9 protein-coding genes are annotated in these 17,387 nt (G+C 73.8%); 5 read left to right on the top strand and 4 right to left on the bottom strand.

Annotation, left to right across the window (positions count from 1 at the left end; genetic code table 11):
- Nucleotides 1-451 precede the first annotated feature (451 nt).
- From ACFXMG_RS25725 to ACFXMG_RS25715, 3 genes are all read right to left on the bottom strand, one after another.
- A complete protein-coding gene (locus ACFXMG_RS25725; RefSeq protein WP_383826731.1) occupies nucleotides 452-1,801 on the bottom strand; it encodes a maltokinase in 1,350 nt (449 codons plus the stop codon).
- 224 nt (nucleotides 1,802-2,025) lie between these two features.
- The gene (treS, locus tag ACFXMG_RS25720; RefSeq protein WP_383826734.1) at nucleotides 2,026-3,720 is read right to left on the bottom strand and encodes a maltose alpha-D-glucosyltransferase; all 1,695 of its coding nucleotides are present in this window, start codon (nucleotides 3,718-3,720) and stop codon (nucleotides 2,026-2,028) included.
- Nucleotides 3,717-5,702, bottom strand: a complete 1,986-nt coding sequence (locus ACFXMG_RS25715; RefSeq protein ID WP_383826737.1) for an alpha-1,4-glucan--maltose-1-phosphate maltosyltransferase — start codon at nucleotides 5,700-5,702, stop codon at nucleotides 3,717-3,719. The genes treS and ACFXMG_RS25715 overlap by 4 nt, the downstream gene beginning before the upstream one ends.
- A gap of 365 nt (nucleotides 5,703-6,067) precedes the next feature.
- Here ACFXMG_RS25715 and ACFXMG_RS25710 point away from each other — a divergent pair, with 365 nt between their 5' ends.
- The 5 genes from ACFXMG_RS25710 to ACFXMG_RS25690 all read left to right on the top strand — a co-directional run bounded on the left by ACFXMG_RS25710 (nucleotide 6,068) and on the right by ACFXMG_RS25690 (nucleotide 14,972).
- On the top strand, nucleotides 6,068-6,919 hold the full coding sequence (locus tag ACFXMG_RS25710; protein WP_383826740.1) for an AraC family transcriptional regulator: 852 nt from the start codon (nucleotides 6,068-6,070) through the stop codon (nucleotides 6,917-6,919).
- A 125-nt stretch (nucleotides 6,920-7,044) separates the two neighbouring features.
- Complete coding sequence (locus ACFXMG_RS25705; protein ID WP_383826742.1) at nucleotides 7,045-10,014, top strand: ABC transporter substrate-binding protein; 2,970 nt, start codon at nucleotides 7,045-7,047, stop codon at nucleotides 10,012-10,014.
- 160 nt (nucleotides 10,015-10,174) lie between these two features.
- Entirely contained in the window at nucleotides 10,175-12,727 is a 2,553-nt protein-coding gene (gene glgP, locus ACFXMG_RS25700; protein ID WP_383826745.1) for an alpha-glucan family phosphorylase, read from the top strand.
- A 45-nt stretch (nucleotides 12,728-12,772) separates the two neighbouring features.
- Nucleotides 12,773-13,468 (top strand): response regulator transcription factor, encoded by a 696-nt coding sequence (locus tag ACFXMG_RS25695; RefSeq protein WP_383826748.1) that lies wholly within the window; start codon nucleotides 12,773-12,775, stop codon nucleotides 13,466-13,468.
- Nucleotides 13,461-14,972 (top strand): sensor histidine kinase, encoded by a 1,512-nt coding sequence (locus tag ACFXMG_RS25690; protein WP_383826751.1) that lies wholly within the window; start codon nucleotides 13,461-13,463, stop codon nucleotides 14,970-14,972. The genes ACFXMG_RS25695 and ACFXMG_RS25690 overlap by 8 nt, the downstream gene beginning before the upstream one ends.
- A gap of 72 nt (nucleotides 14,973-15,044) precedes the next feature.
- Here ACFXMG_RS25690 and ACFXMG_RS25685 read toward each other — a convergent pair whose 3' ends face one another.
- Nucleotides 15,045-17,075 carry a M4 family metallopeptidase gene (locus tag ACFXMG_RS25685; protein WP_383826755.1) on the bottom strand — a complete coding sequence of 677 codons (2,031 nt, stop codon included), beginning with the start codon at nucleotides 17,073-17,075 and terminating at the stop codon, nucleotides 15,045-15,047.
- Nucleotides 17,076-17,387: the final 312 nt, after the last annotated feature.

Raw genomic sequence — 17,387 nt, 5'->3', positions numbered from 1 at the left:
CCAGGAAACTCCGCCGAACGGGCCATGTCCCCCATACGGCGCCCCCTGCGGGACCCGGGCCCCCCTGAGGGCCCGCCCCGTGCGGGCCCCGCGCTGTGGGCCCCGCCCCCGCCCGTGTGGGCAGGCGTCCCGCAGGGCGGGACGGGTGGGCACACGGGACGGCGCCCCGTGCCGGGCCAAGGCTTTCCGCGCCCGAACCCGCACCCGAAGGCCGGTGCACAAGTGGTGCGGGTCCAGGCACGGAAGCGGAGGCACCCGCGCAGGGTGCCGTTCCGTTGTGCCCACCCGTTCCGCCCCAGCGGAACGATTGCCCACAACGAAACGGCGGCGGAGCGAGGGGTGGGCACCGCCTCAGCGGGACGGTTGCCCGCAACGGAACGGCGGGGGAGCGGGGGGTGGGCGCCGCCCCAGCGGGACGGGTGTCCGGGGCAGGGCGGCGGCGGAGCGGGGGTCAATGGGGGGTGGATAGGCGGTGGATGGCGGACATGGGGACGGGGAGCCAGTCGGGGCGGTGGCGGGCTTCGTACACGACCTCGTAGACCGCCTTGTCCGTCTCGTAGGCGCGGAGCAGCGCCGGGTCCGTCCGCGGATCCGCGCCCGCGACCTCCGCGTACCCCGTGCAGTACGCCGCCCTGCACCGCGCAGCCCACTCCGCGTTCCAGGGCCGGTGCGTCCGGGCCGCGTAGTCGAAGGAGCGCAGCATGCCGGCGACGTCGCGGACGGTCGGCTGCGGGCGCCGCCGCTCGTCGAGCGGCTTCGCCGGCTCGCCCTCGAAGTCGATGACGGCCCACGCCCCGTCGGACCCCCGCAGCGTCTGCCCGAGGTGCAGGTCGCCGTGGATGCGCTGCACCGCGCCCGCCCCCTCCGCTTCGCCGGCCGCCGCGAAGACGGCCCGGAGCCCGGGGACGAACGGCAGCAGCGCGGGGACCGCCTGCGCGGCGGCGTGCAGCCGCCGGTCCATCGCGGCCGCCAGTCCCTCGGTCTCGGCGCGCTCCAGCCGCTGGGTGGGCAGGGCCTCGGCGAGCGCCAGGTGGACCTCCGCGGTGGCCCGCCCCAGCGCCCGCGCCTCCGCGGCGAACTCCCGCCCCGCCGCCAGCGCGTCGAGCGCGAGCCGCCAGCCGTCCCGGGAGTCGCGGAGGTACGGCTGGAGGACGCCCAGCGTCGCCGCCCCCGACTCGAACCAGGCCACCGGCGCCGGGACGCGGGCGCAGCCGGCCCGGTCGAGCGCGAGCGGCAGTTCGAGGTCGGGGTTGGCGCCGGGACTGACCCGGCGGAAGATCTTCAGGATGTACGAGTCGCCGAACACCAGCGAGGAGTTGGACTGTTCGGCGTCCAGGACCCGCGGCGCGAGCGCCCCCGGCAGCGGCCGGGTCGCGTGGAAGCGGAGCGGCCCGGTGCGGCCGGGGCTGCGCAGCCGCTCGTACAGGAGACCGGCGAGGCGCGGATCGCGCAGTCCCTCGTAGACGGCGCGCCCGGCCAGCGGGCCCTGCCGGACGCGCCCGATGAGCGCGGGGGCGAGACGCGGCGGCAGCTGGGACCGTACGCCGAGCAGGAGTTGGTAGCAGTCGGCGGGTTCGCCGGGCGGCCGGCCCGGCTGTTCGACCCGCAGGAGGAGATGGAGGAGTCCGGGCCCGGCGCCGTCCAGGGGCAGCAGCTCGGTGGCCGCGTCCAGCGTGAATCCGGTGACCCGGCGGCCCTTGCCCGCGAACCAGCGCTGCCGGGGCAGCCATTCGTGGAGCAGGGGTGCGAGGCACGGAAGGAGGGCGTCCGGCGCCCGGGTGGTGGATGCGGTCTCCGGCATGGCATCGCGTCCTTTCCCCGGGGCGCGCAGTTGGCTGTCGTAGGCATTCAAATGCGCAGATTGTCCCGGATGGCGGCTGGGGCTGTCCGGATGTGCGGGACGTGTCGGAAAGGGAAGATCCGTATGGATGGACCCGGATGGGGCTGAATCGTGTGTGGGACACAGTTCCCAGAGTGGGGCGGCGGAAACCGCCCCACCCCGGCGGAGGCCGAAACGGCCGCCCGTCAACTCCGCTTCATGCGGAACCAGTAGAAGCCGTGGCCCGCCAGCGTCAGCAGGTACGGCAGCTCGCCGACCGCCGGGAACTCCACCCCGCCGATCAGCTCGACCGGCCGCATCCCGGCGAAACGCCGCAGGTCCAGCTCGGTCGGCTGGGCGTGCCGCGAGAAGTTGTTCACGCAGAGGACGAGATCGTCACCGTCCTCCCTCAGGAAGGCGAGCACCGCCGCGTTGGAGGACGGGAGTTCGGTGTACGTCCCCGTCCCGAAGGCACGGTTCTGCTTGCGGATCTCGATCATCCGCTTCGTCCAGTGCAGCAGCGAGGACGGCGAGGCCATCCCCGCCTCCACGTTGGTCACCTGGTAGCCGTGGACCGGGTCCATGATGGTCGGCAGGTAGAGCCGCCCCGGGTCGCAGGAGGAGAAGCCCGCGTTCCGGTCCGGGGTCCACTGCATCGGGGTCCGCACCCCGTCCCGGTCGCCGAGCCAGATGTTGTCGCCCATGCCGATCTCGTCGCCGTAGTACAGCACCGGGGAGCCCGGCAGCGAGAAGAGCAGGGCGGTGAACAGCTCCATCTGGTTGCGGTCGTTGTCGAGGAGCGGGGCGAGCCGGCGCCGGATGCCGATGTTGGCCCGCATGCGCGGGTCCTTGGCGTACTCGGCGTACATGTAGTCGCGCTCCTCGTCCGTGACCATCTCGAGCGTGAGCTCGTCGTGGTTGCGGAGGAAGATGCCCCACTGGCAGCCGGAGGGGATCTGCGGGGTCTTCGCCAGGATCTCCGAGACCGGGTACCGGGACTCGCGGCGCACGGCCATGAAGATCCGCGGCATGACCGGGAAGTGGAAGGCCATGTGGCACTCGTCGCCGCCGGAGCGGAAGTCGCCGAAGTAGTCGACGACGTCCTCGGGCCACTGGTTGGCCTCGGCCAGCAGCACCGTGTCCGGGTAGTGGGCGTCGATCTCCTTGCGGACCTGCTTGAGGAAGGTGTGGGTGGCCGGCAGGTTCTCGCAGTTGGTGCCCTCCTGCTGGTACAGGTACGGCACCGCGTCGAGCCGGAAGCCGTCGATGCCCAGGTCCAGCCAGAACTTCAGCGCCGACAGGATCTCCTCCTGGACCGCCGGGTTCTCGTAGTTGAGGTCCGGCTGGTGCGAGAAGAAGCGGTGCCAGTAGTACTGCTTGCGGACCGGGTCGAAGGTCCAGTTGGAGGTCTCGGTGTCGACGAAGATGATCCGGGCGTCGGCGTACTGCTTGTCGTCGTCGGCCCAGACGTAGTAGTCGCCGTACGGTCCTTCCGGGTCGCGCCGCGACTCCTGGAACCACGGGTGCTGGTCGCTGGTGTGGTTCATGACGAAGTCGATGATCACGCGCATCCCGCGCTGGTGCGCCGCGTCCACGAACTCGACGAAGTCGGCGAGGTCGCCGAACTCGGGGAGGACCGAGGTGTAGTCGGCGACGTCGTAGCCGCCGTCGCGCAGCGGGGACTTGAAGAACGGCGGCAGCCACAGGCAGTCCACGCCGAGCCACTGGAGGTAGTCCAGCCGGGACGTGATGCCCTTCAGGTCGCCGACGCCGTCGCCGTTGCTGTCCTGGAAGGACCGGACGAGGACCTCGTAGAAGACCGCCCGCTTGAACCAGTCGGGATCGCGGTCCTTGGCGGGGGTGTCCTCGAAGGTGTCGGGGACGGGATCGTTGACAGTCATGAGGTGGGTGACCCTCCGGTCTGCGGGGACGGTCGCAGGACGAGCACGTGCGCGGGCGTGACGCCCGGTTCCAGGCGCACGTAGGCGTTCCTGCCCCAGTGATAGGTGTCGCCGGTGAGCTCGTCGCGCACCGGCACGGTCTCGTGCCAGCCGAGGCCGAGTACCGGCATGTTCAACGAGACCGTCGCCTCCTGGGTGTGGTGCGGGTCGAGGTTGACGACCACCAGAACGGTGTTCGAACCCGACCTCTTCGAGTAGGCGATCACCCGCGGGTTGTCCGTCTCGTGGAAGGACAGGTTCCGCAGCCGCCGGAGCGCCGGGTGACGGCGCCGGATCCGGTTCAGGGAGGTGATCAGCGGAGTGATCGTCGCGCCCGACCGCTCCAGCGACTCCCAGTCGCGCGGCCGGAGTTGGTACTTCTCCGAGTCCAGGTACTCCTCGCTGCCCTCGCGCAGCGGGGTGTTCTCGCACAGCTCGTACCCGGCGTAGATCCCCCAGGTCGGGGAGAGCGTCGCCGCGAGCACCGCCCGCGCCTCGAAGGCCGGCCGGCCGCCCTCCTGGAGGTAGGCGTGCAGGATGTCCGGGGTGTTCACGAAGAGGTTGGGCCGCATCTGCGCCGCCACGTCCCCGGACAGCTCGGTCAGGTACTCGGTCAGCTCGTCCTTCGTGTTCCGCCAGGTGAAGTACGTGTACGACTGCTGGAAGCCGATCGCGCCGAGCGTCCGCATCATCGCGGGCCGGGTGAACGCCTCCGCCAGGAAGATCACGTCCGGGTCCCGGCCGTTGACCTCCCCGATGACCCGCTCCCAGAACACCACCGGCTTGGTGTGCGGGTTGTCCACCCGGAAGATCCGCACCCCGTGGTCCATCCAGTGGCGCATGACCCGCACGGTCTCCGCCACGATGCCGTCCATGTCGACGTCGAACGCGATGGGGAAGATGTCCTGGTACTTCTTCGGCGGGTTCTCCGCGTAGGCGATCGAGCCGTCCGGGCGGTGGTGGAACCACTCCGGGTGCTTCTCCACCCACGGGTGGTCGGGCGAGCACTGGAGCGCGAAGTCCAGCGCGATCTCCAGGCGCAGTTCACGGGCGCGGGCCACGAAGGCGTCGAAGTCCTCGATGGTGCCCAGGTCCGGGTGGATCGCGTCGTGCCCGCCCTCCGGCGAGCCGATCGCCCACGGCACGCCGACATCGCCCGGAGCCGCCGACAGCGCGTTGTTGGGGCCCTTGCGGTGGGTCTCGCCGATCGGGTGGATCGGCGGCAGGTAGACCACGTCGAAGCCCATCGCCGCGATGGCCGGAAGCCGTTCGGCCGCGGTGCGGAAGTTCCCGGGCACCGTACGGCCCTTGACCTTCCGCACGCCCTCCGAACGCGGGAAGAACTCGTACCAGGAGCCGTACAGGGCGCGCTCCCGCTCCACCCGGAGCGGGAACACCGGGGAGGCGGAGACCAGTTCGCGCAGCGGATGCCGGTCCAGGGCCCCGGTCACCTGCGGGGCGAGCGCGGCGGCCAGCCGCGCGGCGGCGGGCCGGGACTCGTCGCGCAGCGCGTCGGCCGCCGCGAGCACCGCCTCGCGCCCGCCGCCCTTCTTCGGGACGCCCTTGGCGGCCCGCTCGTGCAGCTCCGCGCCCTCGGCCAGGACGAGTTCGGAGTCGATCCCGGCCGGGATCTTGATCTTCGCCGCGTGGCGCCAGGTCGCCAGCGGGTCGCTCCACGCCTCGACGGTGTACGTCCAGAGGCCCTCGGCGTCCGGGGTGACCTCGGCGCCCCAGCGGTCGGAGCCCTCGGCCAGCTCGCGCATCGGGGTCCACGGACCGGTCCGGCCGGTGGGGCCGGTGAGCACGACATTGGCGGCGACCGCGTCGTGGCCCTCGCGGAAGACGGTCGCCGAGATCTCGAAGGTCTCGCCGGCCACCGCCTTCGCGGGGCGCCGGCCGCAGTCGACCAGCGGGCGGACGTCCAGTACGGGAATGCGTCCCATGAGCGGATTCACAGCATCACCTGATGGTTTGCGGGGGTGCGGGTGGTGGTGCGCTCTTTCTAGCCGCGCCGGAGGCCGGGGGGAGGACGGCATCGCCGCGCCCCTCCGCGTTCACTCGGATGGCGGGCCCACAGGGATGAAGACGGGTACGGGGAGGACGGATTCGGGGGGGTACCCGGGGAGCCTTCCCCAGGTTCTCGGGTGGGCAATCCGGCCCTTTGTTAACTACTAGGGCGTAGGGGGTCGGGCAAGGTCGCGCGCAGGACAAGAAACCCGCCGCCCGTAGTGGGGCGAACCGGATACCCCGCCCTTCCTCGCTACGCTGACGCTCCGTCGTCACCGGGTGCGGAAGACGGGAGACGCTGATGGGTTGGGACGCGGGTGCGGGCGCCGGAGGCCGCGGCGCTCGGGCCGTGCTTCACCACGTGCTGGCCGGGCGGTGCCGGCTCGCCGTGCCGGGGGTCCGGGTCCTCGAACTCGCCGCCGGGGACCTCGCGCTGCTGCCGGCCGGCGGACGGCACCGGCTCGCCGCGGGACCCGACGCCTCGGGCACCCCGCCTCCCGCCGGGTCCCCGCCCCCGTCCGGACCTCCCGCCGTCGTGGTCGAGCTCGGCGGGGCTGGGGCCGGGTCCGGGGCCGGGGTCCGGGTGCTGACCGTCCGGAGCGGGTACGGGCAGCGGGGCGTCGTCCCGCTCGTCGCCGCGCTGCCGCGCGCCCTCCGCCTCGAACGGGAACGGGTCGAGGCGGCGCCCCTGCTCCACGACACCCTCGCGCTGCTCGCCGCGCCCGGACGGCGGACCGGGCCCGGCGACGGGCTGCTCGCGCTCCGCGTCCTGGAGACCGCCCTCGCCCTCGCCGTACCGCCCCGGCCGCCGGACGGCCCGTACCCCGACCCCGGCATCGGCCGCGCCCTCGCCGCCATCGAGACCCGCTACGCCGAGCCGTGGACCGTGGTGACCCTGGCCCGCGAGGCCGGGATGTCCCGCTCCGCCTTCACCGCCGCCTTCCGCGAGGCCGTCGGCACGCCCCCGGCCCGCCATCTGACGGCCCGGCGGATACGGGAGGCGGCCCGGCTGCTCGCCGGGACCGGGCTCCCCCAGTCGGCCGTACCCGCCCGCGTCGGCTACCGCAGCCGGGTCGGCTTCCACCTCGCCTTCCGCACCACCTACGGGACGACCCCGGGGGAGTACCGGGCCGCCGCGCCCCGCAGGGCGTGAACCGGGCGCCGGTCCCAGCGCCGGTCCGGGCGGCCGATCTGATGTAATCGTCCCGGCGTCCAGGGGATGCGGCGCCGGGGACGGGGGCGGTCTTGCAAGCGCTGGACGGGTCGGATCCGCGACAGGTGGGGCGGTACCGGATTCTCGCGCGCCTGGGCGCGGGCGGGATGGGCCGGGTCTATCTGGGGCGGTCCACCAGCGGCCGGATGGTCGCCGTCAAGGTGGTGCGCGCCGAACTCGCGGAAGACCCCGAGTTCCAGCGGCGGTTCGTCCGCGAGGTGGACGCCGCCCGGAGGGTCACCGGCTTCTTCACCGCCGCCGTGGTCGACGCCGACCCCCTCGGCTCGCCTCCCTGGCTCGCCACCGCCTACGTCCCCGGGCTGCCCCTGGAGACGGCGGTGCGCACCCACGGGGCGTGGCCCCGGCGCTCGCTGCTCTACCTGGGCGCGGGCCTGGTCGAGGCCCTGGAGGCCATCCACGGCACGGGGCTGATCCATCGTGACCTGAAGCCGTCGAACGTGCTGATCGCCGCCGACGGGCCCCGGGTGATCGACTTCGGCATCTCGCTGATCGCCGAGTCGCACGTCCTGACGCAGGCGGGGATGGTGATCGGCACCCCCGGCTTCATGTCGCCCGAGCAGGTGGCGGGAAGCGCCGTCGGCCCGGCGAGCGACGTGTTCTCGCTGGGCGCGGTGCTGGCCTTCACGGCCACCGGGGTCGGACCGTTCGGGACCGGCTCCGCGCACTCGGTGAACTTCCGCGCCGTGTACGGGGAACCCGACCTGCGCCTGCTGCCGCCCGGGGTGGAGTTCATCGCCCGCTGCCTGGAGAAGGACCCCGCCCGGCGGCCCACCGTGCCGCAGCTGCTGGCGGAGTTCGCGGGACCGCTCGGCGAGGGGAGCGGCCACACCTACGGGGGAGGGCCGGCGAACGAGACCCACTGGCTGCCGGAGGCGGTGGCGACGGCCCTCGGCGACGCGGTGGGAGCCGTCGGTCCGCAGGCCGGTGCCGGTCCCGCGCCGATACCCACCCCCACCCCGACCCCCACCACCCCCGCCACCCCCACCACCCCCGCCTCCGCGCCCGACCCCCGCGTCCCCCTCGCGAAGGGCCCCGCCGTACCGCCCGCGATGCCGGCCACGCCGCCGCCCGCGATGCCGTCGACGCCCCCCGCCGGCAACCCGTACGCCGTCAACCCGTACGCGACCACGCCCCCCGCCCCGTACCCCGCCGGTCCCGGCGCCGGCGGTCCGGCCCGCGCGCCCCGCCGCCCCCGGGGCCGCAAGCTCGTGGCGATCGCCCTCGGCGTCGCCCTGGTGGCGGGAGGCGGCGTCACCGCCGTGATCCTCTCCCAGAAGGACGACCCGTCCGGGAAGCAGGGGAAGGGGCAGCAGGGTCAAGGGCAGCAGGGCCAGGGCCAGGGGAAGGGCCAGGGCTCCCCGCAGACCGGCCGGGGCTTCAACGCCGCCGTCGGCAAGGTGGTCAACCCCTCCGACAAGAAGGGCGGCACCCTCCGCCTGGCGAGCGCGGTGGACGCCGATTCCTGGGATCCGGCCCGCTCCTACTCGGGGTGGGTCTGGAACATCCAGCGGCTCTACACCCGCACGCTGATGACCTACTCCGCCGAACCGGGCCAGAACGGCCTCTCGGTGGTCCCGGACCTGGCCGCGGCGCAGCCCGAGGTGTCCGCGGACGGCCGGACCTACACGTTCCGCCTGAGGCCCGGCCTCACGTTCGAGGACGGCTCGCCGATCACCGCCGCGAACGTCAAGTACGGCATCGAGCGGATCTTCGCCCCGGAGATCGTCGGCGGACCCACGTACCTCGTCGACGCCCTCGACCAGAAGCAGAACTACCCGGGCCCGTACAAGGACACGGGGTCGTCGGGCCTGCGGTCCGTCGAGGCCCCGGACGACCTCACGCTGATCTTCCGGCTGGCCGAGGCCGACTCCCGGTTCCCGTACCTGCTCACCATGGGCGCCACGGCCCCCGTGCCGCGGCAGTTCGACTCCGCGGCCCGTTACGAGAACAGGCCCCTCTCCTCGGGCCCGTACAAGTTCTCCTCGTACCAGCCGGACCGGTCGCTGGTCCTCGTCCGCAACGAGAAGTGGGACCCCGCCACCGACCCGCTCCGCAAGGCCCTGCCGGACCGCGTCGAGCTGAGCATCCTGTCCGACAAGTCCCAGGTGGACGAGCAGCTCCTCGCGGGCACCGCCGACCTGGACGCCTCCCAGGTCGGCCTGGATCAGGCGACCGCCGCCCGGGTGCTGGCGGACCCGAAGCTCAAGGCCGACGTGGACAACCCGTACAGCGGGTACCTCCGGATGGCCGCGATGATCTCCGACACCGCCCCGCTGAACAACGTGAACTGCCGCAAGGCGGTGGTGTACGCGGCCGGCACCAAGGCCCTGCGTCTCGCGCGCGGCGGGGATCCGTTCTCCTCGCCGCAGGGCAGCATGCTGCCCCCGACGGTCCGGGGCGCCGACTCCTACGACCCCTTCGGCCTGACCGGGGGCGAGCCCCGGCGGGAGGAGGCCCGGGAGGCGCTGCGGGCGTGCGGCAAGCCCGGCGGCTTCACGACGAAGATCGCCGTGAACAGCGCGAACCCCAAGGACGTCGACGCGGTCACCGTCCTCCAGAACGACCTGAAGGCCGTCGGCATCACCCTGGACATGGAGCGGTTCGACAACGTCACGGCCTACTTCTCCGCCCTGGCTTCTCCCGGGATCCTGAAGGAGAAGGGGATCGGCATGCTGATGCTGGGGTGGGGGGCCGACTTCCCCACCGGCGCGGGCTTCCTCCAGCCCCTCGCCGACAGCGCCCTGAGCAGGACCGAGGGCAACAGCAACTACGCCCGGGTGAACGACCCCCGGATCGACGAACTGTTCGACCAGGCGTCGGCCGAGACCGACGACGCCGAGGCGACCCGCATCTACCAGGAGATCAACCACCGGGTCACCGACGGGGCCTACTACCTGCCGTTCAGCGCCGAGAAGGTCGTCAACCACCGCAACCCGAGGCTGACCAACGTCTACGTCCACGAGGCGTTCAACCTGGTCGACGTGCAGGCCCTGGGGGTCGGCGAAGCGCCCTGACGGGCCCGGGTCCGCCCCGGACGCGCCCCCTGACGCCCCGTCCGTGCCCCCGGGCGCCCCGCCCGCACCCGGATCCAGGCCCTACGCTCGGTGCGGCACGCCGGACGCACAGCGTGGTGCGTCCGCTCCGTACCGTCACCGGCCTGCGAAGGTGGGACACGTGAAGGCAATCCGTCGATTCACCGTGCGTCCTGTCCTCCCCGACACCCTCCGACCCCTCGCCGGCCTGGCGAGCAACCTGCGCTGGTCCTGGCACGAACCGACCCGCGCCCTCTTCGACTCCCTCGCCCCCGAGGGGCTCGCGGGCGCCGATCCCGTCCGCGTCCTCGGCGCCCTGGAGGCCCCGCGGCTCGCCGCGCTCGCCGCCGACCGCGACTTCCTCGCCCGGCTCGGGGCCGCCGCCGAGGACCTCGACGCCTATCTGCGCGGGCCCCGCTGGTACCAGGAGCGCGGTTCCGGCGACGGCCCCGCCGCCCTCGCCTACTTCTCGCCCGAGTTCGGCGTCGCCGCCGCCCTGCCCCAGTACTCCGGAGGGCTCGGCATCCTCGCCGGCGACCACCTCAAGTCCGCCAGCGACCTCGGCGTCCCCCTGATCGGCGTCGGACTCCTCTACCGCCACGGCTACTTCCGGCAGTCCCTCGGCCGCGACGGCTGGCAGCAGGAGCAGTACCCCGTCCTCGACCCCGGCGAGCTGCCCGTCACCCTCCTCCGCGAGCCCGACGGCGCCCCCGCCCGGATCACCCTCGCCCTCCCCGGCGGGCGCAGCCTCCACGCGCAGCTGTGGATCGCCCAGGTCGGGCGCGTACCGCTGCTCATGCTCGACTCGGACGTCGAGGAGAACGACCCCGGCGAGCGGTCCGTCACCGACCGGCTGTACGGCGGCGGCAGCGAGCACCGGCTCCTCCAGGAGATGCTGCTCGGCATCGGCGGCGTCCGCGCGGTCCGGACGTACACCCGGCTCACCGGCCACCCCGCACCCGAGGTCTTCCACACCAACGAGGGCCACGCCGGCTTCCTCGGCCTCGAACGGATCCGTGAACTCCAGGGCGAGGGGCTGGACTTCGAGGCCGCCCTGGAGACCGTCCGGGCCGGCACCGTCTTCACCACCCACACCCCCGTCCCCGCCGGCATCGACCGCTTCGACCGCGAGCTGGTCGCCCGCCACCTCGGCGACGACGGCGCCCTGCCCGGACTCGACACCGGCCGGATCCTCGCCCTCGGCGACGAGACCCCGCTCGGCGGCGAGGCCCGCCTCTTCAACATGGCCGCCATGGGCCTGCGGCTCGCCCAGCGGGCCAACGGCGTCTCCACCCTCCACGGCGCCGTCAGCCGCGCCATGTTCGCCGGACTCTGGCCCGGCTTCGACGCCGAGGAGGTGCCCATCACCTCCATCACCAACGGCGTCCACGCCCCCACCTGGACCGCGCCCGAGGTCGGCCGCCTCGGCCCCGACCCGAGCGACCGCGAGCTGTGGGAGCTGCGCCGCACCCTGCGCACCCGGCTCGTCGCCGACGTCCGCGACCGGCTGCGCGCCTCCTGGCGGCAGCGCGGCGCCGGCGCCGCCGAACTCGGCTGGACCGACACCGTCCTCGACCCCGAGGTCCTCACCATCGGCTTCGCCCGCCGGGTCCCCTCGTACAAGCGGCTCACGCTGATGCTCCGCGACAAGGACCGGCTGCGCGCCCTGCTGCTCCACCCCGAGCGGCCGGTGCAGCTGGTCGTCGCCGGCAAGGCCCACCCGGCCGACGACGGCGGCAAGAAGCTCGTCCAGGAGCTGGTCCGCTTCGCCGACGACCCCCGGGTCCGGCACCGGATCGTCTTCCTGCCCGACTACGGCATGGAGATGGCCCGCGGCCTCTACCCCGGCTGCGACGTCTGGCTCAACAACCCGCTGCGCCCGCTGGAGGCGTGCGGCACCAGCGGCATGAAGGCGGCGCTCAACGGCTGTCTCAACCTCTCCGTCCTCGACGGCTGGTGGGACGAGTGGTACGAGCCCGAGTTCGGCTGGGCCATCCCGACGGCCGACGGCGCCGCCGCGGCCGACGAGGAGCGCCGCGACGACCTGGAGGCGGCCGCGCTCTACGAGCTGATCGAGCGCCGGGTCGCGCCCCGTTTCTACGACCGCGGCGCCGACGGTGTCCCCGCCGCCTGGACCGCCATGGTCCGCCGCACCCTCTCCGACCTCGGCCCCCGGGTGCTCGCCGACCGGATGGTCAGGGAGTACGTCGAGCGGCTGTACGTCCCCGCCGCCGGGGCCCGCCGGGCGCTGACCCCGGACCGGGCCCGGGAGCTCGCCGCCTGGAAGGCGCGGGTCCGGGCGGCCTGGCCGGGGGTCTCGGTGGACCACGTGGAGATCGGCGACGACCTCGCCGAGGCGGGCGCCGAGCTGGGCGCGACCCCGGTCGTCCGGGTCCGGGTCGCGCTCGGCGGTCTCGCCCCGGACGACGTCGAGGTGCAGGCGGTCACCGGCCGGGTCGGCGCCGACGACACCCTCACCGGCACCCGCACCGTGACGCTCAAGCCGGCCGGCGGACCGGACCTGGAGGGCCGCCAGCCGTACGCGGGCACCCTGGAGCTCGACCGCACCGGCCCCTTCGGCTGCACCGTCCGCGTCCTCCCCGCCCACCCCCTCCTCGCCCACCCCGCCGAGCCGGGCCTCGTCGCCCTCCCGGAGGACCCGGGCGGCGAGGGCGCGGGCGTGCTCCTGCGGTAGCGGCCGCTCCCGGCAGGACCGTGTCGTCGGCCTAGGCTGGAGCGCATGATCAGGGTGCTGCTGGCCGACGACGAGGCGATGATCCGTGCCGGGGTGCGGGCCATCCTCACCACCGACCCGGGGATCGAGGTGGTCGCCGAGGCGGGCGACGGGCAGGAGGCGGTGGAGCTGGCCCGGCTCCACCGGCCCGACGTCGCCCTCCTCGACATCCGGATGCCCCGCCTCGACGGGCTCGCCGCCGCCGACGCGCTCCGCCGGATCCTCCCGGACACGGCCGTCGTCATGCTCACCACCTTCTCCGAGGACGACTACATCGCCCGCGCCCTCGGCGGCGGCGTCGGCGGCTTCCTCCTCAAGTCCGGCGACCCGCGCGAACTGATCGCCGGGGTCCGCGCGGTCGCCGCGGGCGGCGCCGCCCTCTCGCCCACCGTCGCCCGCCGCGTCATCGACACCCTCGGCGGCGAACGGCTCACCCGCGCCGCCGCCGCCCGCGCCCGCCTGGCCCCCCTCACCGGCCGCGAACGCGAGGTCGTCTCCCTGCTCGCCGCCGGCTGCTCCAACCAGGAGATCGCCGCCCGCATGTACGTGGTGGAGGGCACCGTCAAAGCCCACGTCAGCGCGGTCCTCTCCCGCCTGGGCCTGCGCAACCGGGTCCAACTCGCCGTCCTCGCCCACGAGGCGGGCCTCGCGGGCGACGCGCACGGGCCGGAGACGGGGCAGGACGGCGGGCCCGGTGCCTGAGACGTCGGTGGTGCGGCGGCGGGTGTTCGATCTGGCGCTGTGGGCGCTGCTCTCGGTGCCGGTGCTGTTGCGGTCGGATCCGAACGACGGGGGCTCCTGGTTCCAGGTCGCCGCCGGGGTGACCGTGCTCGGGGGGTGCGTCGCCGTCAGCCGGCGGTGGCCGCTGCTGCCGCTGGCCGTGACCGTCGCCGCGAGCCTGCCCGCCTCCCTGGAGCTGTTCACGCCCTCGTACAGCCTCGCGCTCGTCGCGTTCGGCTATCTCGCCGGGCGGCGGCAGGACCACACGCGCGGGTCGCTCTGGCTGTTCGGGGCGGTGGCCGCGGTGGGGCTGCTGCTCACCCGGCTGACCGGGACCTCCCTCGGTCCTTGGTTCACCCTCCTCCTCGCGCTCGCGCTGGCGATCGTGGCGCCCTGGCTGGTCGGCCGGTACGTCCGCCAGTACGACCGGCTGGTGCGCAGCGGCTGGGAGCTGGCCGACCGGATGGAGCGGGAGCACGCGGCCGTCGCCGACCGGGAGCGGCTGCGGGAGCGGTCGCGGATCGCCGGTGACATGCACGACTCCCTCGGCCACGACCTGGCGCTGATCGCGGTGCGGGCGGGCGCCCTGGAGGTCGATCCGGGCCTCGGCGCCGCGCAGCAGCGGGCGGCGGGCGAGCTGCGCAGGGCGGCGGCGGAGGCGACCGAGCGGCTGCGGGACGTCATCGGGGTGCTGCGGGAGGAGGGCGACGGCGCCCCGACCGCCCCGCCGGGCGAGACGGTCGGCGACCTGGTGGACCGGGCGCGGGCCTCGGGCCTGGACGTGACGCTGTCCGGCGCCCCGCCCGCGCTGCCGGGGATGGCGGACCGGGCGCTGCACCGGGTGGTGCAGGAGGGGCTGACGAACGCGGCGAAGCACGCCCCTAGCGCCGCCGTCACGGTCGACGTCCGGGAGTCCGGGCCGCGCGTGACGGTACGGGTGGAGAGCGGGCCGGGCGCCGGGTCGGGGCCGCCCGCCTCCGGGGGCTCCGGCCTGGTCGGCCTGGACGAGCGGGTCCGGCTGGCCGGCGGCACCCTGGCGCACGGCCCGGTGCGCGGCGGCGGTTTCGCGCTGACGGCGGTGCTGCCCCGGCGGGCTCCGGCGGCGGTGCCGGCCGCGCCGACCTCGGCCCGCGAGCTGGACCGGGCCCGCCGCAGGGTCCGCAAGGACCTGGTGCGGGCGATCTGGATCCCGCTGGCGCTGCTGGCCGCGCTCGCGGTGCTGACGGCGGGCGTCGCGGTGTGGTCGCAGTCCCGCTCGTACCTGGAGCCCGACAACTACGCGCGGCTGCTGGTCGGCCAGGCGTACGCGGAGATCGTGGAGGACCTGCCCGACCACGCCCTGGAGACCAGGCCGGCGGGGCTGCCGGCGGAGCCGGGCGGGGTGGACGAGTGCCGGTACTACCGGGCGACGGTGTTCGCGGAACTCCCGGTCTACCGGCTGTGCTTCACGGCGGGCCGGCTGACCGCGAAGGACGAGCTGCGGTGAACGGGCGGATGCCCGGAGGGATGGGTCCCTCCGGGCGTCCGTCGTGGGTGCTTCGGGCTCTCGCCTCCCGGGTTACGGGAAGGTCAGCTTGAAGCCGTTGATGTAGCCGGTGTCGGCGCCGGCCTTGTCCTGGACACGGAGCTTCCAGGCGCCGTTGGCGACCTCGGAGGAGGCGTTCACGGTGTAGGTCTGGACGATGTTGTCGGTGCCGCCGCCGGTGCGGTTGTGGAGGTTGTAGACCGAGCCGTCGGGAGCGACCAGGTCGACGACGAGGTCGCCCTTGTAGGTGTGGACGATGTCCACGCCGACGGAGAGGTTGCTCGGCGCGTTGCCGGTGACGCCGGTGACGTTCACGGTCGAGGTGACCGCGGCGCCGGGGGAGTCCGGGATGGAGACGTCGGCGGTGTTCTCGAAGACCTTGCCGCCGGGGTTGCCGCCACCGGGGCGGGAGCCGACGGCGACGGCGGCCCAGGCGTGCTCGACGGCCGCGACCTCGGGGCTGTTCGCGCCGTAGAGCTCGGTGGCGACGGCGACCGTGCCGGTGCGGGCGCCCGCGTAGTTGGTGGACGCGGTCCACTTGGTGGTGAGCGCCTTGAACCAGATCAGCGACGCCTTGTCACGGCCGATGCCGGTGACGGGCAGGCCGTCGGAGGTCGGCGAGTCGTAGGTGACGCCGTTGATCGTCTTGACGCCGCTGCCCTCGGAGAGCAGGTAGTAGAAGTGGTTGGCCGGGCCCGAGGAGTAGTGGACGTCGACGTTGCCGATGCCGGAGTACCAGTAGTCCTTGGAGGAGCCGTCCTTGCTCGGCTTGTCCATGTACCGCAGCGGGGTGCCGTTGCCGCGGATGTCGATCTTCTCGCCGACGAGGTAGTCGCCCTGGTCCTGGGCGTTGTTGCCGTAGAATTCGACGGCCGCCGCGAAGATGTCCGAGGTGGCCTCGTTGAGGCCGCCGGACTCGCCGCTGTAGACCAGCTTGGCGGTGACCGAGGTCAGGCCGTGGGTCATCTCGTGCGCGGCCACGTCGATGGAGGTCAGCGGCTTGGTGTTGCCCGCGCCGTCGCCGTACGTCATGCAGAAGCAGGAGTCCTGCCAGAAGGCGTTGACGTAGGCGTTGCCGTAGTGGACGCGGGAGTACGCGCCGACGCCGTCGCCGCGGATGCCGCTGCGGCCGTGCACGTTCTTGTAGTAGTCCCAGGTGAGCGCGGCGCCGTAGTGGGCGTCGGCGCCGGCCGTCTCCAGGTTCTGCGGGGTGCCGTCGCCCCAGACGTCGTCCGCGCCGGAGAAGAGGGTGCCGGTGCCGGAGGTGCCCCGGTTGAGGTTGTACGTCTTGTGGTTGCCGCGGCCCGTGTCGGTCAGCGTGTACGAGGGCGCGGTGCCGAGCGTGACCTGGCCGCTGTACTGCGTGTTGCCCGTGCCGGTGTGCACGGCCTGCCACTCGTACAGCTTCGCGCCGGTCTTGGCGTTGGTGACGACGTGCAGCTCGTTCGGGGTGCCGTCGTGCTGGAGGCCGCCGACGACGGTCTCGTACGCGAGGACGGGGGCGCCGCTCTGGCCCATCCAGACGACCTTGCGCGGGGCGCGCTCGCTCTTGGTGGCCTTGGAGCCCTCGGCGGCGGCGAGGCCGACGGCCTGCTTCTCCGCGGCGGCGGGGGCGACGGTGGCCGAGAGGTCGACGTTCTTCAGCTCCGACCGGGAGGACTTGCTGACCCCGGTGGTGGCCCCGGTGCCGGTCGCGGCGACGATCAGGTCGCCGCCGAGGACGGGGAGTCCGGCGTAGGTGCGCTCGTAGCGCGTGTGGGTGGTGCCGTCGCGGTCCTGGACCACGTCGCGGACGACCAGCTTCTCCTGGGCGCCGAGTCCCAGCGCCTTGGCCGTGTCGGCCTTGTCGGCGTCGGCGGCCTTGATCAGCGCGGTGCGCTCGGCGGGGGAGAGGTCGGCGGGGAGCTTGCCGGGGTTGACCTTCCCGGTGGCCTGGGCCGCGGGGGCGGCCGCCCCGGTGATGTCGGCGGAGGCGCTGCCGGCCTGGACGCCGACGGCGAGCATGGCGGCGGCGGCGACGAGCGCGCCGGTCGCGGTGGCACGGCGGCTGGGCGTGGATCTCACGCGAACTCCTTTTGCGAGGGGGGTACCGGACCACTGGGTGGGCGGGCCGGGCGGAGCAAGCAGAGCGGTGACACACGATCGGGTGAGGCGGCGAACACGGTTGCGAGGAACCGGGGGAGAGACTGGCAGCTACCGCCGGTATCTGTCAGGGGCGCGTCAACAACTTGGCCGGAAGTCGTCCGCTGCGCGTACGGCCGTGTTCGTTAACCGGACGTTTCATCGATCATGAGGAGCCGGTCGTCCCACGTTCTCCGTGCGGGAATCCCCCCGTGCCCGGAGATCCGGACGCCGGCCCTCCGCCGCCCGTCCCGC

Source organism: Streptomyces sp. NPDC059201 (assembly GCF_042754585.1).
GTDB lineage: Bacteria > Actinomycetota > Actinomycetes > Streptomycetales > Streptomycetaceae > Streptomyces.
This window is presented reverse-complemented; position numbering and strand designations above follow the sequence as displayed.